At 49.8% G+C, this 25,156-nt stretch carries 21 protein-coding genes; 5 read left to right on the top strand and 16 right to left on the bottom strand.

The window, feature by feature from the left end:
• Nucleotides 1-50: 50 nt before the first annotated feature.
• Both ACZ5ZZ_RS06505 and ACZ5ZZ_RS06500 read left to right on the top strand, forming a co-directional pair.
• The gene (locus ACZ5ZZ_RS06505; protein WP_464117306.1) at nucleotides 51-2,252 is read left to right on the top strand and encodes a phospholipase D-like domain-containing protein; all 2,202 of its coding nucleotides are present in this window, start codon (nucleotides 51-53) and stop codon (nucleotides 2,250-2,252) included.
• A 102-nt stretch (nucleotides 2,253-2,354) separates the two neighbouring features.
• On the top strand, nucleotides 2,355-2,747 hold the full coding sequence (locus ACZ5ZZ_RS06500) for a hypothetical protein (RefSeq protein ID WP_464134498.1): 393 nt from the start codon (nucleotides 2,355-2,357) through the stop codon (nucleotides 2,745-2,747).
• A gap of 90 nt (nucleotides 2,748-2,837) precedes the next feature.
• Here ACZ5ZZ_RS06500 and ACZ5ZZ_RS06495 read toward each other — a convergent pair whose 3' ends face one another.
• From ACZ5ZZ_RS06495 to ACZ5ZZ_RS06460, 8 genes are all read right to left on the bottom strand, one after another.
• Nucleotides 2,838-3,266, bottom strand: a complete 429-nt coding sequence (locus ACZ5ZZ_RS06495; RefSeq protein WP_464117310.1) for a ferritin-like domain-containing protein — start codon at nucleotides 3,264-3,266, stop codon at nucleotides 2,838-2,840.
• 300 nt (nucleotides 3,267-3,566) lie between these two features.
• Nucleotides 3,567-4,973 carry a sigma-54-dependent transcriptional regulator gene (locus ACZ5ZZ_RS06490; protein WP_464117312.1) on the bottom strand — a complete coding sequence of 469 codons (1,407 nt, stop codon included), beginning with the start codon at nucleotides 4,971-4,973 and terminating at the stop codon, nucleotides 3,567-3,569.
• 39 nt (nucleotides 4,974-5,012) lie between these two features.
• Nucleotides 5,013-6,590 (bottom strand): two-component system sensor histidine kinase NtrB, encoded by a 1,578-nt coding sequence (locus ACZ5ZZ_RS06485; RefSeq protein WP_464117314.1) that lies wholly within the window; start codon nucleotides 6,588-6,590, stop codon nucleotides 5,013-5,015.
• Entirely contained in the window at nucleotides 6,591-7,808 is a 1,218-nt protein-coding gene (locus ACZ5ZZ_RS06480; protein WP_464141829.1) for a type II secretion system F family protein, read from the bottom strand. It abuts the gene before it with no gap.
• A gap of 1 nt (nucleotide 7,809) precedes the next feature.
• Nucleotides 7,810-8,853 (bottom strand): twitching motility protein PilT, encoded by a 1,044-nt coding sequence (locus ACZ5ZZ_RS06475; protein ID WP_464141827.1) that lies wholly within the window; start codon nucleotides 8,851-8,853, stop codon nucleotides 7,810-7,812.
• The gene (gene pilB / locus ACZ5ZZ_RS06470; RefSeq protein ID WP_464134494.1) at nucleotides 8,853-10,553 is read right to left on the bottom strand and encodes a type IV-A pilus assembly ATPase PilB; all 1,701 of its coding nucleotides are present in this window, start codon (nucleotides 10,551-10,553) and stop codon (nucleotides 8,853-8,855) included. The genes ACZ5ZZ_RS06475 and pilB overlap by 1 nt, the downstream gene beginning before the upstream one ends.
• Before the next feature lie 47 nt (nucleotides 10,554-10,600).
• Nucleotides 10,601-11,437, bottom strand: coding sequence for a hypothetical protein (locus ACZ5ZZ_RS06465; RefSeq protein WP_464134490.1), 837 nt, complete (start codon nucleotides 11,435-11,437; stop codon nucleotides 10,601-10,603).
• Nucleotides 11,415-12,362 (bottom strand): bifunctional riboflavin kinase/FAD synthetase, encoded by a 948-nt coding sequence (locus tag ACZ5ZZ_RS06460; RefSeq protein WP_464135190.1) that lies wholly within the window; start codon nucleotides 12,360-12,362, stop codon nucleotides 11,415-11,417. Before ACZ5ZZ_RS06460 ends, ACZ5ZZ_RS06465 begins: the two co-directional genes overlap by 23 nt.
• Nucleotides 12,363-12,489: 127 nt before the next feature.
• Here ACZ5ZZ_RS06460 and ACZ5ZZ_RS06455 point away from each other — a divergent pair, with 127 nt between their 5' ends.
• Nucleotides 12,490-14,358 (top strand): ATP-binding protein, encoded by a 1,869-nt coding sequence (locus ACZ5ZZ_RS06455; protein ID WP_464134488.1) that lies wholly within the window; start codon nucleotides 12,490-12,492, stop codon nucleotides 14,356-14,358.
• Nucleotides 14,355-15,767: a sigma-54-dependent transcriptional regulator gene (locus ACZ5ZZ_RS06450; RefSeq protein WP_464134487.1), complete on the top strand. Its 1,413-nt coding sequence runs from the start codon at nucleotides 14,355-14,357 to the stop codon at nucleotides 15,765-15,767. Before ACZ5ZZ_RS06455 ends, ACZ5ZZ_RS06450 begins: the two co-directional genes overlap by 4 nt.
• Here the strand turns inward: ACZ5ZZ_RS06450 and ACZ5ZZ_RS06445 are convergent.
• Nucleotides 15,754-16,845 (bottom strand): glycosyltransferase family 9 protein, encoded by a 1,092-nt coding sequence (locus tag ACZ5ZZ_RS06445; protein WP_464141825.1) that lies wholly within the window; start codon nucleotides 16,843-16,845, stop codon nucleotides 15,754-15,756. The two genes, ACZ5ZZ_RS06450 and ACZ5ZZ_RS06445, sit on opposite strands and share 14 nt — an antisense overlap.
• Nucleotides 16,778-17,929 (bottom strand): glycosyltransferase family 9 protein, encoded by a 1,152-nt coding sequence (locus ACZ5ZZ_RS06440; RefSeq protein ID WP_464141823.1) that lies wholly within the window; start codon nucleotides 17,927-17,929, stop codon nucleotides 16,778-16,780. Before ACZ5ZZ_RS06440 ends, ACZ5ZZ_RS06445 begins: the two co-directional genes overlap by 68 nt.
• Before the next feature lie 93 nt (nucleotides 17,930-18,022).
• Here ACZ5ZZ_RS06440 and ACZ5ZZ_RS06435 point away from each other — a divergent pair, with 93 nt between their 5' ends.
• On the top strand, nucleotides 18,023-19,147 hold the full coding sequence (locus tag ACZ5ZZ_RS06435; protein WP_464141821.1) for a cyclic nucleotide-binding domain-containing protein: 1,125 nt from the start codon (nucleotides 18,023-18,025) through the stop codon (nucleotides 19,145-19,147).
• Nucleotides 19,148-19,230: 83 nt separating this feature from the next.
• Here the strand turns inward: ACZ5ZZ_RS06435 and ACZ5ZZ_RS06430 are convergent, their stop codons facing one another.
• From ACZ5ZZ_RS06430 to lpxA, 6 genes are read right to left on the bottom strand one after another with little or no spacing between them, the layout of a single operon-like run.
• Nucleotides 19,231-20,337: a DUF3108 domain-containing protein gene (locus ACZ5ZZ_RS06430; protein WP_464141819.1), complete on the bottom strand. Its 1,107-nt coding sequence runs from the start codon at nucleotides 20,335-20,337 to the stop codon at nucleotides 19,231-19,233.
• Complete coding sequence (locus ACZ5ZZ_RS06425) at nucleotides 20,334-21,218, bottom strand: lysophospholipid acyltransferase family protein (RefSeq protein WP_464134475.1); 885 nt, start codon at nucleotides 21,216-21,218, stop codon at nucleotides 20,334-20,336. The genes ACZ5ZZ_RS06430 and ACZ5ZZ_RS06425 overlap by 4 nt, the downstream gene beginning before the upstream one ends.
• Nucleotides 21,190-22,209, bottom strand: coding sequence for a tetraacyldisaccharide 4'-kinase (gene lpxK, locus ACZ5ZZ_RS06420; RefSeq protein WP_464134472.1), 1,020 nt, complete (start codon nucleotides 22,207-22,209; stop codon nucleotides 21,190-21,192). The genes ACZ5ZZ_RS06425 and lpxK overlap by 29 nt, the downstream gene beginning before the upstream one ends.
• Entirely contained in the window at nucleotides 22,209-23,357 is a 1,149-nt protein-coding gene (gene lpxB / locus ACZ5ZZ_RS06415; RefSeq protein WP_464134470.1) for a lipid-A-disaccharide synthase, read from the bottom strand. Before lpxB ends, lpxK begins: the two co-directional genes overlap by 1 nt.
• Nucleotides 23,357-24,286, bottom strand: coding sequence for a Gfo/Idh/MocA family protein (locus ACZ5ZZ_RS06410; RefSeq protein ID WP_464141817.1), 930 nt, complete (start codon nucleotides 24,284-24,286; stop codon nucleotides 23,357-23,359). The genes lpxB and ACZ5ZZ_RS06410 overlap by 1 nt, the downstream gene beginning before the upstream one ends.
• Nucleotides 24,279-25,103: an acyl-ACP--UDP-N-acetylglucosamine O-acyltransferase gene (lpxA, locus tag ACZ5ZZ_RS06405; RefSeq protein ID WP_464134465.1), complete on the bottom strand. Its 825-nt coding sequence runs from the start codon at nucleotides 25,101-25,103 to the stop codon at nucleotides 24,279-24,281. Before lpxA ends, ACZ5ZZ_RS06410 begins: the two co-directional genes overlap by 8 nt.
• Nucleotides 25,104-25,156: the final 53 nt, after the last annotated feature.

Raw genomic sequence — 25,156 nt, 5'->3', positions numbered from 1 at the left:
GACCTTCCGCCCGTGTTCAGACAAACCCTTCAAATTCCGATAGGTTCTAAATGAAAAAGACAATGACCAAATCCGTGAACGTGATACTTTTGGGCCTGACTCTTTCTTTGATTTCTTGCCAGACCACTCCGCAAAGACAGCCCAGTTCGGTGAATGTACCATCGGAACTTAAACCTGTTATTGAAAATCTTTATCGCGAAAAGTTTCAGTCTGAAATTACCAAAGAGCAGTTGGAAATCATCAAACGTAAACGCGGCAACGGACACTCTCCGCGTAAGAACGATGCGTTTCCTCCCCCAACACCTCCTTACGAAAAAGAGTTCAAAACCCTGACGGCCCAGTATCAGAAAAGTCAGCAGAAGCAGGATGACGATTTGAAAAAGGCTCAGGCCCTACTGTCCTCGGTTCGCACCGACACTCCGGTATCCATTTTGGCGCAGGATACGACACCCTGGCGCCAGCAAAGGCAGGAAGTGGAACTGAAGAACCCCCATGATTTTTTGCTGACTCAGGGCCGCCCCAACCACGTCTTCAATTTTGACCGTGTTCGCAGCTCTGATTTTGAAATTCGCATCAAAAACTATTTACTCAGCCATGATGATCCTTATGAGGAAAGAAAGAATGATTTCCTGGAGGCCTCCATCACGTGTGATGCTCCATTTGCTGTGAAACGAACTTTCTCGAACAAAAAGTATGGGGCTCGCCAGACGGCGACCTTCCGCCTTTATGACAGCAAGTACAATGGCGAAAACCTGCGCCTGGTGCCGAGCCCATGGGTGAAGGAATGCGAATTCAAGGCCGGGGAAAAAGGCGCTGCTGCTCTGTACGGCGCTCGCTTCGTGGAACCAAAAAACCCTTATCTGGATCTGCACAGCTTGGTCGAGGGTTGCCTTATGCCTCGCACGGACAACCTTTCAGGTATTCAGAAGTTCTTCCTGACCGACAAATTTGATTCCATGACCTGCCCCGAGGCCGTGCCGGCTGTCATCAATCTGCCAGAGGCGGAGGATTCTTTGAAGGCCAAGGCGGAGGTTCTGCTGGGTCAGCCTTTGCCGACCAATTTCATGGGTCTGCATGATCCGCTGGCGCCTTTGGATTTTTCAAAGGCTCCGTATTTCGACAGTATCTATGTTTCCTATCTTGTGTTCCGTGCGGATTACTATGGCACCTTTATGGCGCGCCTGCTGGAGTTTCATGCACAGCGTGGAACGAAAATCAAAATTCTGGTGGCGGGTGTGATCACTTTGGAGAAGGACGTCAAAATGCTGCACGCCCTGGTCGCACGCAACCCCAACATTCAGCTGCAGGAACTGAAATATCAGATTCCGGCCGGAGGCTCGTTGGGAGATCGTTTTGATCGCCTGCACCGCTCTATGCACGTCAAACTGCTTTTGACCCTGTCAAAATCCCAGCCTCAGAACAACGTGGCCTTCATTGGGGGCCGCAATATTCATGACGGATTTATCTTCAAAACCCCCTACGATTATCCGAACCCTGACATGGTCAACTACGTCAAGGGAGACGAAAGTTTCGTACACTGGCGGGATTTCGAGTTTAAAATCCACTCTCAAGATTTTACCGAAAAAGTGGCGGCCCACTTCCTGACCATCTGGGACCGGGATGCCAAGACCATGCAGTTCCGCAGTATCAACATCAATCTGCCACTGGCTTCACAGGCCTCGCCATCCTACTTTAACAACCGCGAGCCCCTGATTCGCCACTATGTCTCTGTCCCCTACAAAGACGAACAGCGCCTGATCGACCTGTATGTTGAGATGCTCGACAGTGCAAAGAAAAAGATCATGATTTCCACCCCCTATTTCCGTCCGCCCAAACCCATCTTTGAGGCCCTGGAGAGAGCGGCCGCCCGCGGTGTGGAGGTGACCGTCATCACACGCTTGGATCTTAAGGGCGACACCGTGGACTGGATTTTAAGTGAATCCAACAAACCCACGGTTAACAAACTATATGAAAAGATCGCCCTTTACGAATACACCGAACCCAAGGTGATTTTACACTCTAAGATCGTTTTGATCGACGATGTGTTTTCGTTCCTGGGATCTGTGAACTGGAATAAGCGCAGCTTCTTCCACGACATGGAAAACGGCACCATGATTTATGGAGCGGCCTACAACCGGGAAATGACGGACATCTACAATCAGTATAAACGCGATTCCCGCCTTATTGAGGAGAAACTGAAAAGAAACTATTTCAAAGCTCTGATTGTCGGAATTTTTGACACTGAATTCTAAAACCGGAATTTTTTATTAAAAGCCCAACATGACGTAAAAGAAATTTGGGGGCTCCAGCCCCGTCTGATAAAACAAAGGCCTTCAATTAACAGGAGGCCTTTTGTGCTTAAGTTCATTCTTCCCCTGATCTTATTTGGTGCCACATCTGCTCAAGCATCTTTCGTTGCGGTGACTGAGTGCAAATCAGCCTCCAGCACCCATACACTCAAGCTGATTCAAGTCGGCGCCGACGTTCTGGCAAAACTAGACAATAAAAGAGAACTCAATGGCGGTGAATTTGGCGGCCGCAACCCAGGGCAAAAGAAGTACAAAATTACCGGCAAAACCCTGACAACCTATCGGGTGCACGGCATCAGCCTGCCGGAACTGCGTGAAAGTGGTCACGCCACAGAATTGGTCGCAGGCATGATGTTTTCGCGATCAGAATTCGATGGCGAGTACGACATGGTCTATTCTTACGCCAGTGAACTGATTCACGATCTTGAGTGCAAATAAGAAAAACTCATCCTCTGATGCAGAGAAAAATAAAAAACCCACAGTCCTGACAGGCTGTGGGTTTTTGCTATTTGCTCCTTGAGGACTCTTTTAGTGAGTGGTGTCGAGCATTTTAACGACTTCCTCGATATGCTCTGTCTCCATGCGCACCATTGAGCGGATCAATTCTTCCAGAGCAACATCGTCGTGACAATGCTTCAGAACAGCTTTGTATTTCTCCAAAGCTGCCTCTTCAAATTCAAGGCTTTCTTTAAGAATATCCAAAACCTTGTGAGTTTTAGTCTCTGGCACTGGGGATACGCGCAAAGTGGGATGCCCACCCAAGGCTGTCACTTTCTCACCGATAATGGACGCGTGTTGATAACCTTCATTGGCCTGGTCGTGGAACCATTTAACGATAGGAATACGATTAGGCCCCTTCACCATCAAAGCGTAGTGAAGATAACGAACCACGCCGGAGATCTCCATCTCGATAATTTCATTCAATAGATCAACAACGATTTTATTTTTATCTGTCATAAGACCTCCCTGTCCATTCATAGGAATGATTGCAGAAAGCAGACCTCAAAGCAACAAGTGAAAACTTACTGAAAATAACCAAACTTGATAATCGTTTTCGATAAAAGATGTTCTAAAAAACAAAAGACCTTTTTTAACCGGAAAACCGTTCAAAAAGGTCGCAGCGCAGGCGTGCTCTAAGCACTTCGAAGCGAGAAAGCCCCGACGACAAGAATAACATGATATTCTTGCGCAACCGCAAGAAGAACACGGGCAGAAGCCCGCAGCACAACGCGGTCGATGGGGCCTATTTTAACAGATTTATTCATCGTCCAATTCGTCGTCACCCACCACACCGAGATTGTACTTTTCTATGCGATATCGCATGGATCGGAACGAGATGTGAAGCAATTTAGCCGCTCTCTTTTTCACTCCACCGGCAGCATGAATGGCCTTGATCAAAAGTTCTTTTTCAATCTGACCCATCACCTTATCCAGATCCACCCCATCGTCACCGATTTCGATTTCATTGGAAGAGGCCATCTTGCGCCCTGACGATGTGTTGACCATCGGAGGCAGGGATTCCGGCAGAATCGTCGCCCCACCTTCCAAAGCCACAGTGCGCTCGATCATGTTTTCAAGCTCACGCACGTTTCCTGGGTAGTCGTACTTTTTCAGAATCTCCATGGCTTCAGCGCTGATCGCACCGATATTCTTGTTCAAGCGCTCGTTGTACTTTTTTAAGAAGTGATTGGCCAGCAGCGGGATGTCATCACGACGATCGCGCAGGCTTGGAGTTTTAATATTGATGACATTCAAGCGATAGAACAAATCCTGACGGAAGCCGCCTTTTTGTACCATTTCCTCAAGATTACGGTTGGTTGCCGCGATGATGCGAACATCCACTTTCATATCGTCAGTCGCACCCACACGACGAATCACGCGTTCCTGAATCGCACGAAGAAGCTTTACCTGAATCGTCAAAGGCAACTCGCCGACCTCATCCAGGAACAATGTTCCGCCGTCTGCCACCTCGAAAAGACCCGCTTTATCAGCCACTGCTCCGGTGAACGAGCCTTTTTTGTGACCGAACATCTCTGATTCCATCAGGTTTTCCGGGATCGCACCGCAGTTCACGGTCACAAACGGACGATCTTTCAAAGGTCCGTTATAGTGAATCGCCTTGGCGACCACCTCTTTACCCGTACCGGATTCCCCGGTGATCAAAACATTTGTCGGTGTTTGCGCCACACGTTTTACCATATCGTAAATTGCGTGCATCGCCTGAGAGTTCCCCACCATGTTCTGGAAGGAGTACTCTTTCACCAATTCCTTTTTCAAGGATCTGTTTTCCACTTCCAAATTGCGGGAACGAAGAGCATTTTGAATGTTCAAACGAACTTCGTCGATCTTAAATGGCTTGGTCAGATAGTCATAGGCACCCATTTTCATGGCTTCCACGGCTGTTTCGGTTGTACCGAAAGCTGTGATCAGCATGAACACTGTGTCTGGATAGGATTCTTTGACATGCTTTAAAAGTTCGATCCCCGTTACATGAGGCATCTGCAAGTCAGAGATGATCATATCGAATGTTTTTTTAGTCAGAAGGTCTTTAGCTTTTTGGCCGTCTTCAGCCAAAGTGATCTCATAGCCTTCTTTTTTCAGCATGATCTCTAAAAACTCGCGGATTGATTCTTCGTCATCGACAACAAGAATTCTCGACTTCATGTTATGTGCTCCCACGTCCTTGTGTTAAAAACTATTCTCTCAGTTCGCTCTGGGGAAAGTCAAAATAAACTCAGTACCTGCGCCCACTTCACTCTCGACAAAGACTTGTGCCCCATGCCCCTCAAGAATCTTATGTGTCACAGCTAGACCAAGGCCTGTGCCTTTGGGTTTCGTTGTGTGAAATGGTTCAAACATTTTCTTCTTCGTGACTTCACTCATCCCGCTGCCAGTGTCACGAATGCGCACGCGCACTTCTTTATCCGTGACCAGGGCCTTCACCGCCAACTGCGGATTCTGAGAATCATTCATAGCCTGGTAAGAATTGATGATGATATTTAGGAATGCCTGCTTCAGCTTATCCCGGCGCCCCAGGATCTTCAGCGAGTCGCCGTACTCACGGACTTGCTCAACATCCGCACGAACCTGGGCATTGAGCTTCATGGAGTCCAGAATCTCGGTCAAAAGAGACGACAAGTCCACCGGATCTGTCGGCGGCACTTCCGGTCGAGCATAATCCAGGAACTCGGTGATCAGGTTGTTCAAACGGTCAATTTCACGCAGAACAATCTTCATCAGACGACGGTCATCATCATTGGTCACTGTCTGCGTCAGCAGCTCGATACTGCCACTGATACCCGCCAGGGGATTGCGGATCTCATGGGCGATCCCCGCCGCCAGTCCCCCCACCGCCGCCAGTTTTTCATTTTGACGGGCAGCATACTCCAACTGACGAATTTTGGTCAGATCATCAAAAAGTCCGATCGACAGATGAGCCTTCAGCTCGGGACTGTAGATTTTCGACAGGGTCATGCCCAGTATCTTTTGATTGGCGTCATTGGGGGAAGTGTATTTCACATCGCCCTTGAATAGACCTTCGGTCTTTTTTGTCTCAGGGAACAAGGCATACCAGTTCTGATTCACAAGATCCGGATAACCCAGGATTTCGGCGGCAGAGGAATTGGCTTTAACCACCTCCCCTGATTCGGTGAACGAAACCATTCCGGTGGGAATATTTTCGACCAAAACTTCGTTCAGCTCCTGGGCCGAACGAAGACTCGCTCCGGTCTCTGTCAACTCTTTACCCACAGACTGAAGCTGTTCGCTCAGATATCCCGAAAGCGCCGCCACCGAGAAGAAGGCAATGTTATTCAGCGCCAGAAGAAAGAAGAAGTTCAGGGCCTTCATCTCTGGAGAGAACAAAGCCGCAATGGTAAAGAAGATGCTTGTGAACAACGCCAGTGTCACCGCACCCACCCCACGGCAGGCAATGCCCGCCAGCAGGATATTCACCAGATGCATAAACAGGAACAGGGACTGATTGATTCCCGAGTGATAAATCAACAATGAGATCAAGAGCGAATCAACCACAAAGCCGACAAAAAGCCAGCTTGGATTTTTAAGCAGGCGTTCCCATTCGGCAAACCACATGATGTGCAGACCGAAGGCAATGCTTAAAATTCCATAAAACGGCCCCAGCACCTGCCAGTTGATGAAACCTTCCTGAAACACACTGGAAATAACACTGATCAGAAGAATCAACGCAAAAAGGCTGACGCGTGCAAACTCCACCGTCAGCCCCTGATTTTGACTTTTCTGCAAAGCAAAACTTAATCGCATCTACTGAACCACATCCGCCATGTTGAAGATCGGCAGATACATCGCAACAACCAGAACCGCGATAATCCCGCCCAGAACCACCATCAAAAGTGGTTCAAGCAAAGAGGTCATGGCTTTTACGGCCGTCTCAACTTCATCCTCGTAGAAATCCGCGATCTTACCCAGCATAATATCCATAGTACCGGACTGCTCGCCGATGGAAATCATCTGAACGACCATGTCCGGGAAGGCTTTTTCCTTCGCCAGAGGAGACGCAAAAGTACGCCCCGCAGTCACGGACTCTTTACAGCGCAACAAGGATTGTTCAATCACCGCATTGCCCGCAGTTTTCGCCGAGATCTCAATGGCTTCAATCAACCCCACCCCGGATGCCAGCAAAGTCGACAAAGTTCTTGTCAAACGGGCAATGGCGGATTTTTGCACCACCTCACCAAACACCGGCGCTTTCATGATGAAGCGGTCAAAGGTGTCCTTCCCGGCATCTGTTTTCAGCCATTGCATCAATGCCATCGGGCCAAGCACAGCAATCCCCAGATAGATGTACCAATTATTGATCATGGAGTTACTCAGGGAAACCACCATCATAGTCAGCATTGGCGGTTCTTTGCCAGAGGACGAGAAGAACTCCATAAATTTAGGAATGATGAAGACCAGGATACCCGCGATCACAATCATTGCCACGATGATGATGACGATTGGATAAACCAAGGCCCCCTTCACCTGGGCTTTGATTTTCTCGGACTTTTCCATGTAACTTGCCAGACGCTGAAGAATACCGTCCAGAATACCGGCCTCTTCGCCCGCCTGGATCATATTCACATACAATTTATCAAAGACATTCGGCACCTGGGACATGGCTTCTGCCAGACGGCGCCCGCCTTCGATCGAGGTTTTAACCTGAGCCGAAGCTTCCTTCAAAAGCCCTGGGCGCAGACCCTCTGAAAGAATCTTCAAAGAATCCACCACCGGAATACCAGCGTTGATCAGGGTCGCAAACTGACGTGTGAAGATCTGCAAATCCTTCCCCTTCACTGACGGGGCAAAGATGCTGGCACTTTTACCGGCCGAGGCGCGAGTCGCGCCGAAGGCCACCACACGAACCGGCAAAAGCTGCTGCGCACGCAGACGGATGATGGCTTCCTGCTGGGACGCCGCCTCGATCTCGCCTTGAACCATTTGTCCGGTTGCATTTTTAGCTTGGTACTGAAATTTTGCCATCTTAGATACCTACCTTCTTCAGAAGCTGATCCAGGTTATCAGGTTGTCGGGACACCTCAAATGCGGTCTTCAGATCCACACGTCGGCGAATCAGATGCTGCAACAAAGACTGATTCAAGGTCAGGATGCCGGAATTTTCCGGAGCCTGAAGCAACAGACTTTCCAGGGCTTTGAAATCCTGCTCTTCAACCAGGGCTCGCACCTGAGGTTTCATCAGCAGAACTTCGTGTGCAAAAATCTTTTCGCCACTCAGGCCCGCCACAGGATACTGCCCCGAGGCCATTGTCAGCACTTCCGCCAGTCTTGGGGCTCCGTGCTCGGCATAGCGCTCTCCCAAAGTGGAAAGCACACGACGAAGAGCATTGGTCACAGACGGTGCTTTCATCGAATAGATCACAAAAACACCTTGTTCTGCCAAAGACATGGCCTCTAACAAAGAGTCCTCGTCAGCAAAACCATCAAACACCACCATGTCCACTCCGGACATCAGGCATTCTCTTTCTTCGGCACGGGCAAACTCACCGCTGTGATAGATGTAACAAGCCTTGGCTTCCTTGACTTGTGGGAAGGCCTTGCGTGAATAAACAACCCCCAGGAAAGACCGTTCCTCGGAAAGCTTCTGCAGAATGCGATGCAAAGCCCAGACCTGCCCTGCTTCTCCGGGACCGGAGAGCAGAACCAACCCCTTCATGCGCAGACACGCATCAAGAAGCGACGGAGGCAGTTGAATTTCCTGCTTTCCTCCATCCAGATCCATATCCAGAACGGCTTTCATTGTGCTATCGTGCTGGAAAAATGAAAAACCAATTCTCAGACTGTCCAGAGCGGCCTCACCCTGCACGACGCCGGTTGTTTCAAGCACCGCCTTTTGCTGAGTGCTCAGCAAGCTCTGCTGCAGCAGATTCCATTCCGTCATCAATGCCGGCGATGAACGCAAGCTGGTCCATCCCGATGAAACGCGAATTCGCGGCTCGCTGCCGACCAGAAACAAAAACTCTTCAGCCTTCTTGGCTTTCGCCTGCAAAAGTAGTTCGGTCAAACTCATTAGGTGTCCTTCACTGATGCATTGAGCACTTCTTCAATAGTTGTTACGCCACGTTTTAGCTTTAACAGCGCACTTCGACGCAAGGTTCTCATCCCTTGTTCGCGTGCCAGATAACGAAGTTGTCCCGTGGAAGCACCCTTTAAGATGGCTTCCTTCATTTTCTCGGTCATAGCCAACAATTCATAAATCGCAAGACGTCCCTTGATGCCCGTGTTGTTGCAGTTGGCGCAGCCTTTTCCACGCATCAATTTGTAATCGCCGATTTCCGCCTGTGGCACACCAAGATTCAACAAGGTCTGCGCCGGGACTTCCACCGGAGCCTTACAGGACTCACACACCTTACCCACCAGACGCTGCGCCACGATCAGATTCACAGTCGATGTGATGATATAAGGGGCAACACCCATTTCTGTCAGACGAATGACCGTGCCCGGAGCATCATTGGTATGCAGCGTACTGACAACCAAGTGCCCCGTGGATGCGGCCTTAAAGGCGATCTCTGCCGTTTCCAGGTCACGAATCTCCCCCACCATGACGATGTCAGGGTCCTGACGAAGAAACGATTTCAAGGCGCTGGAAAAATTCAGATCAATATCCGGATTCATCTGAACCTGATTGATCCCCTCGAGGTTGAACTCGACAGGATCTTCCGCCGTGGAGATATTCACATCAGGTTTGTTCAGTTCTGCCAGTGCCGAATAAATGGTCGTTGTCTTACCGGACCCCGTGGGGCCCGTGATCAAAACCATCCCCTGTGGCAGATTGATAGTGGCCTTAAACAACTTCAGATCGTCTTCTTCAAATCCGAGCTTGGTCATATCCAGCTGCAAATTGGATTTATCCAATAGACGAAGAACCACTTTTTCGCCCCACAACGTGGGCAGCACGCTGACACGGAAATCCATTTCTTTAGCTTTGGTGCGCACTTTCAGACGACCATCCTGAGGACGGCGCTTTTCCGCAATATCCAGCTTGGACATGATCTTGATACGTGAGGCGATGGCCGCCGCAGTTCCTGCGGGCGGAGCCGTTGCTTCCACTAGGTTCCCGTCGATACGAAAACGCACGCGGTACTTTTTTTCATAAGGTTCAAAGTGGATATCAGAAACCTTTTTGCGAATCGCATCAGCCAGAATGGAGTTCACGAACTTGATGATCGGCGCATCTTCCTGACCGCCATCCTGATCGATGATTTCTGCCTGAGGGCCGATACCGAGAATAAGATCATCATCATCCCCGGTGCTCATGGTATTCAACGACTTGGTATTGATGCTGCCGCCGTAGTACTTTTCAATACCAGAAGTGATGGCACTCTCTGTCCCCACCACAGCCTGAATGCGGCAGCGGGTGATAAAGCGTAAATCTTCTTTGACTATAATGTTGCTGGGGTCAGCAAAGGCGACGACAAGCGTGTTGCCTGCTTTCTGCAAAGGAATCAATGTGTTCTTTTCACATATATCCTTGGGAATCATTGCAATGACGGACTGATCAATCTCAAAGGTATTAACTTCAACCCCCGGAACTGCGAAATGCTTTTCAACAGCACGAAGGATCTGGTTATCTTTTAAGAATCCCAACTGGATGATGGAATTGGTCAGTTTTTGGCCGGTTTTCTTTTGCTCTTCCATTGCAGCTTGCAATTGGTCAGGCTTCAGCAAACCTTGCTTAACTAAAATTTCCCCGATTTTGAGTGAAGACATTAGGACTCCCCTGGACTAAATTTACTCCAGGGTGCCATTTTTTGTAACTAGACGGAGGAAGAGTTTTCTTCTAAAAACTTGGTCCAGCTCTGACGAATCTCTTCCCTACCAAGGTCATGGTCTGGTTTTAGTCTCTGCAACCACAACAATGTCAAAGCTTCTGCCACAAGAACAGGATGCAACACCCGAAGGTCGGCCTTCTCGGCTTCTTCCAACAGAAGATTCTGCAAAGGCAGCAGGTTCAGATCCAATGCATATCCCGTCACATTCATATAATTAAAATAAGACAAGTCCGCAAGCAGCGCCTGCTGCGCGGATAGATCCACGGTGTTGACCACAATTCCGGCGCTCACCGCTTGCATTGTCAGTTCATCCGTAGGCAGAGCATGAAAGCGAATTCCCAGATGTGAGCGCTGCAAAGCCTGTTGGTGATCCCATAGCCCGTCACGATCCCCCACAAGATAAATATCCCCAATTCCCATCAATGCCAGAACCGAGGCCACCACGCGCGCTTCTTCGTTGTGCCCGACAACGAACGCTGGCGCCCGGATATCAAGATCTCGTGCCTGGGATACCAGAACCTGCCGTAAAGCCTCATGCAGCAACACTCGCGGATACCAGGCCCCATCTTCAAGGAAGAAGGAATCCAAAACATCCACCAAGCGCACCTGAGTGGTGGACACTTTCATCGCGGGCAAAATCACCGGAGATAACTTGGGCTCCACTTTCACGGCTGCGGCGTCAGCGAAAACGTCTTCTGAAAACTCGCTGAAAACTGCAAATTCCCAGCCCCAGCCCTTTTCAGACGACAGTCGCTGCAGAAATCTAACCAGCTGACCGTGAGTTCCCGAGGTGCGAACCTCATGTATTTTCAGGGTGCTCATCAAAGTACTTTCTGGCTTCCGCCATATCCCTCTGGATCTGATTTTTCAGTTCATCGATGCCGGAAAATTTTCTTTCCTCACGCAAGAAGTGCTTCAAATACACTTCGACTTCCACCCCATACAAGTGGGCGTCAAAATCAAACAAGTGGGTTTCAATTTTAACCGGGCCTTTGCCATTTTCCTGAAATGTCGGATTGACACCGATATTTGTGATCGACGGATGCAGGTGGGCGCCAATCCGGGTCAGCGTGCAGTAAACCCCCTGGCGTGGCATGAACTCCACATCCGGGTGAATATTCGCGGTCGGCACACCGATGGTGCGCCCACGCTGAAAACCCTTCTCCACGTGGCCACGCACGTAATAAGTTCGACCCAAAAGCTCATTGGCTTTTTCAACCTCCCCGGTCTTCAGATGTTCGCGAATGCGTGTGGAGGACACGACGATGCCCTCTTTCTGAAACGGCGGAATGATGATCAGGCGAATTCCTTTTTCAGCACAATATCTTTCCAGGAAGGGAATGTTCCCCGCACGGTCTGCACCAAAGTTGAAATCATGACCCACCACCAAAGTCTTTGGATGAAGCTGAGCCAGAACATACTGATCCAGGAACTCTTGTGGGGTCACCTTGGCAAAATCCCTGGTGAACTCCTCTATAATGACGTTTTCAATGCCACGTTTTTCGAATTGTTCCTGCTGGTCCTTAAGATCAAACAGACGGTAGGTCGCCCGTTCGGGATGAAGAACCTTCACAGGGTGAGGGTGAAATGTATAAACCACCGAGGGGACGCCAAAATACTGAGCTTCGCGAACGACATTCTCGATAAGTTGCTGATGGCCCAGATGGACCCCGTCGAAATTCCCTATAGTGACAACAGAGGCCGCCAACGGCGCACTCAGGTGTTTGGCTCCTGGATAAACATGCATATTTTTCAATATACCCCCTTCCCCACTCTTCGGTAAATCGTTTTGGCGCTTCTGGGCCCCTCGCCCCCGACGCGGAAATACTTCTTAGGCCCCCCTGTTAAACCTTGAATTTTTTAATAAATTTGCTATGTTGCGACGCGTGCAAAAGGACCTGATTCAGCATCTTACCTTCAAACTCGAAGTCCTGCTTCGTTTCTTCTCCCGACGCCGGGGATTTTGGCTTCGTTGTATCCTGTGCTGGCTGATTGGCTGTCTGGCTCTGTCCAATGACGAAATCACGTCCTACGACCAGCGCTTTCAACTGCGTGGCGACCAAAAGACCTCATCCCAGATTGTTCTGATCACGATTCGTCAGTCCGACTTTTCCATGATCTATGATTCCCGCACCAACTTCCTGGACAATATGAGCGAAGTGACGGACATCACCGACAGCTTCTTCTGGAACAAGCCCCTGTGGTCCGAACTGCTTTTGCGCATTCTTCGTCAAAACCCAAAGTCTGTGGGTGTGACACTTTACTTCGGGGATAACGTCGGCTCCGTGCGAATGACCCCTGAAGAACAGCGACTGTTCCTGGACCCTCGGGTGGTTTGGGCTTCCACGACCAACTCTTTGGAGCGCATCCTGATGCCTGTGTTCAGCAACCGCGAACACACCAATCTGGGTTCAAATGAACTCCGACGTGACGAAGACGGCGTTGTTCGCCGGGTCTTCCCTCAAAGAGCTGAAATGCCTCATCTGGTGGAAAAGATCACGGGCAAGAAGTTTCCGACCCAACTGGCGGGACTTCCAATCAATTATCGCGGTTCCAGCCGGGTCTTTAAGCAATACAGCCTAAGCGAGATCCTGTATGACGAACTTCCGGCCAACGCCTTCACCGACAAAATCATTCTGATCGGTGCGGAAACCTCTTCGGCTCCCGTGTATATGACCCCGATGGGAACACTTTCCCGTACAGAGATTCTGGCACATATCACGGACACTGTTCTGGGTAACAAGTGGATCCAGCGCCTGCCGTTTATTTGGTATGCTGCAGGATTCTTCGTGCTGATGCTGTTTGCGGTTTTTGTGATTACCACTTACCCGCAGTCTGTGGCCTTGTTCTGTATTGTGTGGATTGGCACCCTATTGGCGGCCCTGTCGGCCTGGGTGTTTGACAGCTTCTATTTCTGGTCCCCGGCCTTTTCTCCGTTTATTCTTCTTGGCGCCAGCTGGATCATCTTCATCGGATATCAGGCCACGAAGATTGAGCAACAAAACTTCCGCCTGCAGCAGGAACAGGAATATCTGGCCGAGCTCGAACAGCTTAAAAACAACTTCGTCAGCCTGATCTCCCACGACCTGAAAACACCGATCGCCAAAATCCAGGCCATTGTGGATCGACTGCTGACCCAACACTCGCAGGAAGAGGAGCTGGGACAGGACCTGAAGTCTTTACGCCTGTTCAGTGAAGAACTGAATCGATACATCCAGTCCATCCTGAAGGTCCTGCGTGTGGAGTCCCGGGACTTCAAGATCAACAAAGAAGTGGCGGACATTAACGAGATCATCGAAGAAGCCCTGCAACACCTGCGTCCTTTGGCGCGCGAACGGGGCATTGAAATACACACCGCCCTGGAACCGATGTTCTCGGCGGAATTCGATACGACACTGCTTAAAGAGGTTGTGATCAACCTGATTGAAAATGCGATCAAGTACACTCCTCGCGGCGGTCAGATCGAAGTGATTTCCCATGAGTCCGAAGAAGATATTCATGTTCTGGTGAAAGACACCGGTGAAGGAATCAAACCCGAAGACATGGAAAAAGTCTGGGGTAAGTTTACTCGCGGAAGCGATCAGGACCTGCGCACCAAGGGAACGGGGCTGGGTCTTTATCTGGTTAAATATTTTATTGAACTCCACGGTGGTAAAGTGACGATGGAAAGTAAAGTGGGCCAAGGCACCACGGTTTCTTTCACCTTGCCGCTGGAATCTGAAGATGATGAGGTGCTGCTATGATAACTAAACTCCACACACTGATTGTCGATGACGAGGCGGAACTGCGCCGCTCTGTGATTTCCATTCTGAAATCCACCATGCCGGAAATCGAGTTCACAGTCGAAGAGGCGGCCACGGGTCGTGAAGCTTTCGAAAAAGTGAAAGAGCAACAATGGGACCTGGTTTTGATGGACGTAAAAATGCCGGAGATGAACGGCCTTGAGGCTTTGACCGCCATCAAGGAACACGATCCCCGCACCTTTGTGGTCCTAATGACGGCTCATTCGAACTTGAATGACGCGGTTATTGCGATCAAAGAGGGCGCTTACGATTACGTTGAAAAACCCGTACAACCTCAGCGTCTGACCGAAATCGTGCGCAAGTGCCTGGAAGCCCGCGACCTGATTTCAAGCCTAGCCATGTCCAACCCGGTTTTCGATGACGACATCGAAAGCGAGATCGTTGGTGGCTCCTCTAAAATGAAAGAGGTCTTCAACCTGATCTATCGTCTGTGCAAAGTGGACACCACCGTTCTGGTGCGTGGTGAAAACGGTACGGGTAAAGAACTGGTCGCCCGCGCGATCCACTTCAACTCCCCTCGCAAGTCCGGCGCCTTTGTCGCGATCAACTGCGGCGCCATCCCGGAAAACCTGATGGAAAGTGAGCTCTTCGGTCATGAAAAAGGCGCCTTCACGGGCGCTGTGGAAAGAAAGATCGGTAAATTCCAACTGGCCAACAACGGAACTTTATTCCTGGATGAAATCGGCGAGCTTCGTCCCGACATGCAGGTGAAACTTCTGCGCGTTCTGCAAGAGCGCAAGTTCACCCCGGTCGGCAGCAACCGCGAGGTGAAAACCACCACCCGCATTATTGCCGCCACCAACCGCAATCTGGAAAAGATGATGGAAGAGGGTGAATTCCGCGAAGACTTGTTCTATCGCCTGAACGTGATGCCGATCTTCCTGCCACCGCTGCGCGAGCGTGCGGATGATATCGAGGCCCTGGCTGGAAACTTTATTAAAAAATTCTCCAAACAACATGGTCGTCAGATCACCGGTATCACTCCGGAAGCTTTGGATATGCTGAAGTCCTATCGTTGGCCGGGCAACATCCGTGAGCTGGAAAACATCATTGAGCGCTCCTTCATCGTGGAAAACAGCCATCAGATCACCGTGGACTCCCTGCCGGATTCGATCAAGCTGGCGCCTAAAGAAGGTGCTGATAAAACGGCGAGTGTTGGTTATTCAGGTCCCTTGGATTTTGATGCCTTCAAGGAAGAGATGGAAAAGGAATTTATCATCAGTGCGCTGAAAGCCAATAACGGTAGAATTAATCAAACCGTGGCGCAGGCGAATATTCCCAAGAACACTTTGCTGAGAAAAATCCGCAAGTACGGCATCAATGTGAAAGAATATACTAACGAAGAATAAATCCGGCGGTGCGAAGGACTTCCTCAGCCGGGATGTCCTTCATGCACACATGGGTTTTGATTGGACAGACCTTGTGGCCATGCTTGCCGCAAGGCCTACAGCGAAGATCACTTTTCTGCACAACGTAACTTTCCGCAGACCACGGACGATAGCCAAACTGCAGAATCGTCGGACCAAAGACCGCAATCAAAGGTGTTTCACAGACCGCCGCCAGATGTGTCGAGGCACTGTCATTCCCGATCAATAAAGCCGCTCGGGCGATCAGCTGCGCTGATTCGATGATCTTGGTTTTCCCTGCCAGGGAAACAGAGCCCGGTATCTGAGATGCCACTCGTTCGGCCAGCGTTTCTTCCCCCGGCCCGCCCATGACATAGATTTTATAACCTTGCTGCTGCAGAGCTTTGCCCGTGCCGACAAAGCCCTCCTCCGTCCAGCGCTTGGTCGCCCACACGCTGCCAGGGAAAATCAGAATGGCTTTGCCATCCTCGAAGCCTTCAAGCTGAAACTTGCTTTTTAACTGCTCAAAAAGTTCCTGATGCTTCAACACCTGCTCGCGCTGGGACATGGAGGCCCAACTCGGCGGCGCCGAAAGATGCCCCTGCTGTGACGGCAGGTAGGGTTTGGCGGTCTGAACATAGTTCTGCAGATGGTCTTTTAAATCCGCATCAAAAGGTGTCAGCAGACTCAGTTGTCTCATTGCATCCGGCAGACGCACATCACGCACCACCCGTTCGCCAAAGACAAAAAAGTTCCAGGCATTTTTATAAGAAATCTTATGCTGAGCCTTGATCTGCGCACAGAATAAAACCGTGCGCATGGATTCATGAGGAGAAATCAGATGATCGACTTTTTCTGTTTTAAGTTGCTGCAGAATGCGGCTGTAGGTGTCTTTCTTGCCTTTTTCGATCTCATAGATCTGATCAACAATCCCCGCCTTAAGAAAGAAGTCACCCAAACCTTTACGACATACCAATCCCAGCTTGTGCTCAGGCCAAAGCGCCCGGCACTTTTTAAGGAGCGGGATCGATAGCAGTAAGTCGCCCAGAAAGGCGGTTTGAACAACAAGATTTAAGGGCATTCAGAACTTCCTCTAAAGAGACCTGATCGTAGCACATAATCGACTTTTCACAAGTCCTCTTCCAGCAAGGACTGCAGGGGCTTTGTGCCAGAAGCTTAAATCCTCTGTCATAGATGTCGATCTCGTGAGCACAAGTCGGACCAAACCACGCCACCACCTGCTTCTTTTGTGCGATCGCCATGTGCATTCCCAAGCTGTCCCCGGTGACAACGACATCGCATGCCGCCACACTGACCAAACCATCGCGCAGACCGGATTCTGTCGCCGATGACACCACCGGCAGACCCCGAGCAATTCTCTGATTGCGTTCTGTATCTTCAGGGCCTCCCAACAAAACTATTTCGGCCCGAGGGATTTCTTTCAGAATATTGGTGATGACCATGCGGTGAAATTCCACCGTCCACTTTTTTGCCGCAATAACGTTGCTGCAACCTGTGTTGAGGCCCACGATGAGGTCTTTGCCGTTCACTCTCAGCCACTCGGAGCGACGTTCATGGGCTCTGTGTTCTTCTTCCTGCGTGAGTGGCAACCAGTACTCGTCCCGACGATAGGGACCGATTTCCAAAGCTTCCACCATCAACTGTGTTTCAGGCTTCTGGTTCACGAAAAACTTTTTATGGTTATCAAGCCCCAGCTCCCACAGTTCTGTCGCCGCTGGTGTGGCTGGAACAATCGCGCCATTGCGGCCTTGAGCTTTGAAACCGAAAACCTGATCCACTTTGGTACGGTTCACAACCCCACAAGCTTTCAGGGACTTGTCGATCACAAAGCCAATTTCGAACTCCAGGGAGGATAACTGCAATAAATCCGCTTCACTGGTTGTCAGAACTCGATCGATGGCAGGATGATTTTTTAGAAGATGATGTGCTGGGGCATCGGTGACCCAAGTGATCATCGAAGAGGGGTATTTACGTTTCATCGCCCGCAACAAGCTGGTGCTGCGGACCACGGCCCCCAGGGCTCCGAGGTGAACAACCAAAATGGAAAGCGCCGGGATGTCCTTATCCTGGCAACCGCTGTCGCAGGATTCATTTTTTGAACATGGTTTATAACCTGAGAAATATCGACAATCCACAATGGCCATAGTCTGATTCTATGTCAGGTGAAAGCTGAGCACAGGTCCAGCCCTGCATTTAAGACCTTTGTATTGTCGTCATTTGAATGCCAGAATCATTTTATGAGATTTGAAAAAGAACAGGTCCAGCTCCAACCCTTGCAACTGCAACCTGCCCCAGATGGCGGTCTGATGACCGTTCTGGCCACGCGAAAGAGTTTTCGCCTGAGTCCCTTGCAGTATTCTTATCTCGATGTTCTAAAGAACGGCACCTCCGTCGAAGGCTTGGTGCAGTTCTTTCTGGGACAAGGATGGCTGGTCAACTTCCGCGAGCTGTCCTCTTTGCTTGAGTTTTTGGTGCATGAGGGAATTCTGCTTAATCCGGTGATTCGTGATTACTTTAACAAAGCCGCCACTCTGGCCAATGCTGTCGGCTCCAACCTGGGGTCACAGCTCACTGGAAGCCTTTCGGTGTCAGCCCAGCAACTGCCCTTTTTCCGATCGCTGGATGCAGAGCTGGCACAGTTTCTTTTACAAAAGGCCGAGCGTTTTCAGGTTCCCGCTCACATCAAAGTCATTCAAACCGGCAAGAACGACCGTGATCTTTTTATTCTATTAAAAGGTCAGGCCGGAATCTATCGCGTGATGGATGCGCAACACCGTCAACTGATTGCAGCCCTGGAACCAGGAGCCCTGTTCGGCGAAAGTGGTTTTTTGCTAAATCAACCACGCACGGCGGATGTGATCACTCTGGCTCCCAGTGAAATTCTGCGGGTTCGTCACCTGCCCGAGTTTGATCAACTGATCAAAACTGAAAAAGCCCAAACTCTGCAACATCGCTTCTGGATACTTCAGGCTTTGCAGTCCTCGCCTGTTTTTAAAAAACTTCCGGGGGACTGCCTGGACAGTTTGATTTTCTCGGGCCGCCTGGTAAAAGCGCCCGCGCATCAACGACTGTTCAACGAAGGACAAGCGGCGAACACCTGCTATATTGTCGTCCAGGGCAGTGTTGTAATAAGCCAGCAAGGCAGAAACATCAATGTGATGGGCCAAGGCGCCTGTTTCGGCGAGATTTCCTTGCTCATGAGCGGCGGCCAGCGCACAGCCAGCGCAACCACACAACAAGAAACAGTCCTTCTGGAGATCCAACAGAAAGACTTCTATCGCGTTCTTTCCCAAAACCTGTTTCTGGCAAAAGAAATCGAAACTCTTGCCGTCCAACGACTGCAAGCTGACCAACAACGCTAACAAATTAAAAAATTGGCCCGCGCAAAAATGCGCAGATCCATGACAGAAGTTCCCCGCAGCATAACGCCGGAAAGAGACCGCTATCAGCGGCCGGGCTTGATTTCGACGACTTCAGAGATCAGAGTTCCGATCTTGATCTTAGATTCGATCCTTAGAATATATTTGCGGTCATCGTCCGACAACCAAATGAAATTGTCGCCGATAGGTTTGAATTTTCCCTTTAAGGTGATATTAGGCTGAACCACAATGGCCTTCATCGGACCTAACTTGGTGTCCAGAACCTCACGACGAATGGCTTTACCGGAGAACACCAGATTTTCTTTGTCGTTTCCAACGCGGAAGGAATACTCTTTTCCGGTTTCCCACTGGAAGTTTCGCATGTAGAAAATGGCGCTATAGACGTTCTGTGTGTAAGGCAGAATTTCCCAGGTTTCCTTCTTTTCCTTTTCGCCGTCCTCTTTGGTGACCTTCTTTTCCCAGAAGGTCGCAAGGCCCTTATCTGTATCGAAGAGCATTTTTGCTTCTCGCAACTGGCCGGATTCCTTTACATGCAACTGGAAGACACGCGGCACCAGATCCTCGTAGTCCACAAAGGTCTCTACTCGGTCTTCAACGCTGTAAAAGGTTGAGAACAATGAACTGGTTTTGATTTCCACGGCAAAAGTATAAGCTTTGCGACTATTGACCATGGCAAAGGGCTCAACCTTCATGCGAAGCTCTCCGGCAGAAACCTTGAAGTAATGCACATTATGCACGACCTCCTCACCTTCGCGGAAAGGATCCACCAGCGGACGACGTCCGTTAAAACCTACGGAGTCCTCCAGTTCCGGCTGTCTGACGGCCACTTCAGAAACACTGGACTTTTCTGCCATCTTCTTTCCTTTAGGATTGTCCGTTTTCTTTGCAGGTGTTTTGCTTATCTGGGCGGCAGCCTTTTTTTCCGGGGTTTTTACAGCCGCCTTCGAAGGTGGCACAGGCTTGACAGGTTCGGTCTTTTCCGGGGCCACCGGAGGCGCCGAAGGCGTTGTTTCCGCTGATTCTGGCACCGGTTGCTTGACGATCTTAACTGCTTCTTCGAACTCTTCGTTTTTCTTGAGCTGATCGGTCTTGTCATACTTCAAAAACGAAGTCGAACAAGCTGAAAACAACAAAGCTGAAGTCAATGCACCAAGAAGCAGTCTAAAATTCACCGGAAATCCTTCCAACGTCGATGCACCCACATCCATTGTTCCGGGTGCTTTCTCACAATCTGCTCCAGCTTATCACAGAAAGCCTGAGTCATATTGAGAGTCGTCTGATCCTTATCATCAGTCACACAAGTGGCCGTGTCCATCGCTGGCTCAACTACCACGTGAAGTTTCTTGTCTTCCCCCTCATAGGTATAGATCGGCAGCACTGGAGCTTTGGTTTTTTGCACAAACAGAGCTAGACCATAGGCCGTGCCCGTTTTCTTGCCGAAGAAGCGGGTCTCAATCCCGAAGGGGCGCCCCATAAACTGATCAAGGACAAAAACCAAAGCTTCATTTCGCTTCAGTGCTTTGAGAATCTCAAAGGCATTATTGGGAGCATGGGCATCGATGTACTTCACACCTTTTGCCCCGCGCACTGAGAACCATAAATCATCAAACCACTTTGTTTTGAATCTTTTGGTGATGATATTCACATCCTGCCCATTCATGACAATCGCGTTGGAGGCAAGGTCCCCATTCCCCAGGTGAAGTGTCAGGAAGAACATTCCCTTCCCCTGGATGCGGGCTTTTTCAATGTTTTCCCAGCCATGAAAGACCACATTCTTCTGAATCCAGTCTTGCGTGACCGAGGGAATGAAAAAGAACTCGGCAAAATTGTATCCCAACTGATACACCGACTCGCGCCCGATTTTTTTCTTTTCAATCGCGGTCTTTTCGGGAAAAGCGATGTCCAGATTATCCAGAACAATCTTTTTTCGGAATCCGAAAACATCAAACCACAAAAAGCCCACCCATGACCCGGATTTGCGCAGCCACTGGCGCGGAATCAAAGAGCTGAAGAAAACCATCACACTAACGAAGAACTTGATTAATAACTTCATGAAGACGTCCCTTCTTGCCCGCTTCCGCCACCTCCAAAGAGGCGCTCCACAACAAAGAAGCATCATTGAACAACTGGCGCAACTTCACCGCATCTTTTTCCGTGGTAATCAGATAGTCCGCCTGGGATTTTTTAAACTGGCTTTCGATTGTTTTCACATCTTCAGCCGTGTACTGATGATGATCACGGAAGTGCCGGCTTAAAGAAGACACCTCACCAAGTTCACGCATCATTTTTTCAAACACGTCAGGTCGAGCAATGGCCGAAACCAGGAACAGTTTCTTGCCTTTGAGATCCGCTCGCGACAACGCCTGCTGGGTCTTCTGATTACGACACTGCCGAATCTCGTAGCCAAAATAAAGTATTTCCTTATCCTTTGGCAGACGCGCCTCAAGCTGCTTAAGTTGCTCTTCAGGGGCCAGATTGCATTTGGATAGAATCAACAGGTCCGCACGTCCAATCCCCTGCCAGGACTCACGAGCTCGCCCCTCAGGAAGAACCTCGTAGTTCGCAAGGCTTTCGGTGGCATCCAAAATGACGATATTCAGATCCCGCGCCAGGCGACGGTGCTGAAAACCGTCATCGACAATCAAAAGGTCGTACTTGCCATTTTCAACGGCATATCTGGCCGTTCGCCACTTACTGGGACCCACGTAAACAGACACCTGCGGATTGGCCTGGGCCAACAAGACAGGTTCATCACCAAAATACCGAGCCGCAAAGGGATGGTCCACATCCACCAAACAGGGCGAAGAGGCATCCGCGCGGTAAGAACGACTGATCACCGCCACCTTCTTCCCCTGAGCCACCAAAGACTTCAGACAAAAATCAGTGATCGGCGTTTTTCCAGTGCCCCCGACTGTCAGATTTCCGATGCTCACCACCGGAACCGGCGCTTTGTAAACTCCGAACACGCCCTTGTCGTAAAGGTTGTTTTTCACCCCTACGACCTGATCATACAGAAAAGAAAGTGGACGAAGATAAAGTTTCATCAGGTGAAATACTCATCAAGGGCTTTCACCACCCGCTGAGTGGCCCCCTTGTCGCCAAGATATTGACGAAGCTGCGCCAGATCTGACACGACGGAATCGTGATACTGTTTGTCCACAACATAGCGTTCCAACAGGGCCGCCAGTTTTTCTGGCGTCACTTCGGATTGGAATCTTTCAGGCACAGCCTCTTTGTTCAAAATCAGATTCACCAAACCAAAATATTTGGTCCCACGCACGAAGAGTTTTGCAAAAACACCTGTCAGCCATTTCATTTTGTACATGATGACCATCGGTTTTTTCAGCAATCCCACCTGCAGGGTCGCCGTTCCAGAGGCCACCAGCATCATGTCCACCAGATGAATCATGCGGAAAGGTTCATCCTTCAACAGCATGTACGGAAGACGGAAGTCCTCCAGCAGATCCTGCATGTATTCCTTGGTAAAGGTTGGCGCCGTCAGAATAACAACTTTCAAGTTCGGGAATTTCTTGGACAGAATACGAGCCGTGTCCAGCTGAATCTGGAAGTGCTGTTTCACCTCCAGACGACGGCTGCCCGGCATCAGTCCCAGAACGATTTCATCGTCTCGGATACCGCATTGATTGCGGTGAATCTTCAAATAGTCCTTGTCGTCGATAAGACGCTCATCCAATTCATCCAGAAGCGGATGCCCGACAAAGTCACAAGGCACACCATGCTCTTCATAGAAGGGCACTTCAAACGGGAACAGAACAAAAACTTTTTTGCAGTACTTTTTGATCGTCTTCACACGGCCTTTGCGCCATGCCCAGACTTGCGGAGAAATATAATAAACAACCGGGATCCCCAATGCGTGCAGCTTTTTTGCCAGCATCAGATTGAACTCCGGATAGTCCATCACAATGGCCACCTTGGGACGGCGTTTTTCAGCCTCGGCCACAAGGCTGTCAAAGACACCTTTCAGGTGACTATAGGCACTGATGATTTCAGCGGCGCCGACAACAGCCATCTCCTCGGATTTGCCCAGTCGTTCAAAGCCGATATCTTCCATATCCTGACTGCCCACGCCAAAAGCATGTACTTTGCGTCCCTGCTTTTTCCAGGCCTCAAGAATTCTTTGCGCATATGTTACGCTGGAGGCTTCCGCCGCCACCATCAGAACCTGATCCATCAACCCTCAATCATTTTTTGAATGTCTTCGATGGCCTTCAATGCTTTCAAACCATCAAGACCAGTCACAACCGGTGCTTTGTCGTGCAAAACACAGTCAACAAAGGCGTCCGTTTCTTTTTGCAAAGCATCGGCTTTTTCAACACTCCACTTGCTGACGGAAATGAATTCATCACCGCCCGCCCCTGGAACCACCTTTTCAATCTCCAGAACTCCGGTCTGAGCAAACAAGGTGCAATCATCCTGCAAGATCCGAATGGATCGCTGAGCCACCGGAGACACGCGACTGACATTGATCACCGCATGCACGCCGTTTTTCATTTTGAAGGACACAGAGGCCGTATCCAGATGTTTGGAGATAAGCTTCGTGCCGGAAGCCACCATGGATTCAATCTCAGACCCCGTCAACCAGAACAAAAGATCCATATCGTGGATCATCAGGTCATGCAGAACACTGACATCCGAACCGCGTTTGTTATAGGGAGCCATGCGGTTGAGTTCGATGAACTTCGGATTCTTCAGATGCTTTTTCAAGTCATTCACTGCAGGATTAAAACGTTCGATGTGTCCCACCGCCAGCTTCACGTTGTGCTTTTGCGCCAGAGCCAAAAGCTCTTCAGCCTGAGGAACCGTCGCCGTGATTGGCTTTTCCACGTTCACATGGATGCCATTTTGCAGGAACATTTTGGCCAGCTCGAAATGACTTAAAGTGCTGGCCGCGATCGTGACCAAATCCACCTGACCGACAAGGTCTTCCGGTTTATGGAAGCTTTTAACTTCCAAGGTCGACGCAATTTTATCCGCCTGTGCCGGGAAATGATCGCAAACGCCGACCAACTCCACATGGGGGTTGTTTTTGTATTTCTGTGCATGGAAGTTGCCCAGGTAGCCAACCCCGACAACCGCCGCACGAAGCTTTTTGTTACTCATCGTCCTGCCATCCTTTTGGACTTCTATCGACAGCAATGCCACGCTTGGAACTTCTGATAAAGTTGATGAAGTACTCGATGTTCGGGCTCATCGCGCACTCTTTCAGGATGCGCTCAATACCCTCTTCCACCGTGTGAGACCCCATGATGATGATACGAATAGCTTTGTGAACATTTGAGATCTCTTCACGCGGGAAGCCCTTACGCGCCAAACCAATCTTATTGGTCGCACGAATCGTCGCATACGTCCCTTGTGCACGACAGAACGGCAAAATGTCCTTGTTCACAATGGACGAGCCCGCCACAAACGCGCCTTTACCCACTTTTGTAAACTGATTAAAGGCACACACCCCGCCGATCGTCACACCGTCTTCGATCTCGCAGTGCCCGCCCAGATGGGAGTTGTTCGCAATCGTCACATTGTCACCGACCTTGCAGTCATGCCCAATGTGCGTGTACGCCATGAAATAGCCGTTGTTGCCGATCTCAGTCTTTCCATCACCTTTGCTGGTCGCCAGATTGGCGGTGGAGAATTCACGGAATGTATTGTTATTACCAATGATCAATTTGGTTGGTTCACCTTTGTAGGAAAGATCCTGAGGAGCCCCCCCAATAACAGCACCTGGACAGAAATGATTATTTTCGCCGATTTCAATGATCCCGTGACGTGAACCCAGTGTCACATGACCTTCAACGAACGTGCCTTTTCCAATAAAACCTTTACCCTGGATCAAGCAGTAAGGACCGATCTCGACGTCGTCGGCGATTTGGATGTCTGGAGAAATAACACTGCTTGGATGAATTTTATAATTTGCCATGGATTTTAATTCCTAAATGGAAAAGGGCCTTTTCAGGCCCTTTTCGTTTTATT

Source organism: Bdellovibrio sp. HM001, from assembly GCF_055397275.1.
Note: the sequence above shows the minus strand (reverse complement) of the source record. Positions and strands in the feature narration are given on the sequence as shown.

Bases quoted from the DNA above. Each gene is read 5' to 3' on its own strand.
- ACZ5ZZ_RS06425 (WP_464134475.1), bottom strand. From the start codon at position 21,218: ATGAAGTTATTAATCAAGTTCTTCGTTAGTGTGATGGTTTTCTTCAGC.
- ACZ5ZZ_RS06505 (WP_464117306.1), top strand. From the start codon at position 51: ATGAAAAAGACAATGACCAAATCCGTGAACGTGATACTTTTGGGCCTG.
- ACZ5ZZ_RS06445 (WP_464141825.1), bottom strand. From the start codon at position 16,845: ATGCCCTTAAATCTTGTTGTTCAAACCGCCTTTCTGGGCGACTTACTG.
- pilB (WP_464134494.1), bottom strand. From the start codon at position 10,553: ATGTCTTCACTCAAAATCGGGGAAATTTTAGTTAAGCAAGGTTTGCTG.
- ACZ5ZZ_RS06480 (WP_464141829.1), bottom strand. From the start codon at position 7,808: ATGGCAAAATTTCAGTACCAAGCTAAAAATGCAACCGGACAAATGGTT.
- ACZ5ZZ_RS06440 (WP_464141823.1), bottom strand. From the start codon at position 17,929: ATGGCCATTGTGGATTGTCGATATTTCTCAGGTTATAAACCATGTTCA.
- lpxB (WP_464134470.1), bottom strand. From the start codon at position 23,357: ATGGATCAGGTTCTGATGGTGGCGGCGGAAGCCTCCAGCGTAACATAT.
- ACZ5ZZ_RS06450 (WP_464134487.1), top strand. From the start codon at position 14,355: ATGATAACTAAACTCCACACACTGATTGTCGATGACGAGGCGGAACTG.
- ACZ5ZZ_RS06410 (WP_464141817.1), bottom strand. From the start codon at position 24,286: ATGAGTAACAAAAAGCTTCGTGCGGCGGTTGTCGGGGTTGGCTACCTG.
- ACZ5ZZ_RS06485 (WP_464117314.1), bottom strand. From the start codon at position 6,590: ATGCGATTAAGTTTTGCTTTGCAGAAAAGTCAAAATCAGGGGCTGACG.
- ACZ5ZZ_RS06435 (WP_464141821.1), top strand. From the start codon at position 18,023: ATGAGATTTGAAAAAGAACAGGTCCAGCTCCAACCCTTGCAACTGCAA.
- ACZ5ZZ_RS06490 (WP_464117312.1), bottom strand. From the start codon at position 4,973: ATGAAGTCGAGAATTCTTGTTGTCGATGACGAAGAATCAATCCGCGAG.
- ACZ5ZZ_RS06475 (WP_464141827.1), bottom strand. From the start codon at position 8,853: ATGAGTTTGACCGAACTACTTTTGCAGGCGAAAGCCAAGAAGGCTGAA.
- ACZ5ZZ_RS06460 (WP_464135190.1), bottom strand. From the start codon at position 12,362: ATGCATGTTTATCCAGGAGCCAAACACCTGAGTGCGCCGTTGGCGGCC.
- ACZ5ZZ_RS06455 (WP_464134488.1), top strand. From the start codon at position 12,490: ATGTTGCGACGCGTGCAAAAGGACCTGATTCAGCATCTTACCTTCAAA.
- lpxA (WP_464134465.1), bottom strand. From the start codon at position 25,103: ATGGCAAATTATAAAATTCATCCAAGCAGTGTTATTTCTCCAGACATC.
- lpxK (WP_464134472.1), bottom strand. From the start codon at position 22,209: ATGAAACTTTATCTTCGTCCACTTTCTTTTCTGTATGATCAGGTCGTA.
- ACZ5ZZ_RS06465 (WP_464134490.1), bottom strand. From the start codon at position 11,437: ATGAGCACCCTGAAAATACATGAGGTTCGCACCTCGGGAACTCACGGT.
- ACZ5ZZ_RS06495 (WP_464117310.1), bottom strand. From the start codon at position 3,266: ATGACAGATAAAAATAAAATCGTTGTTGATCTATTGAATGAAATTATC.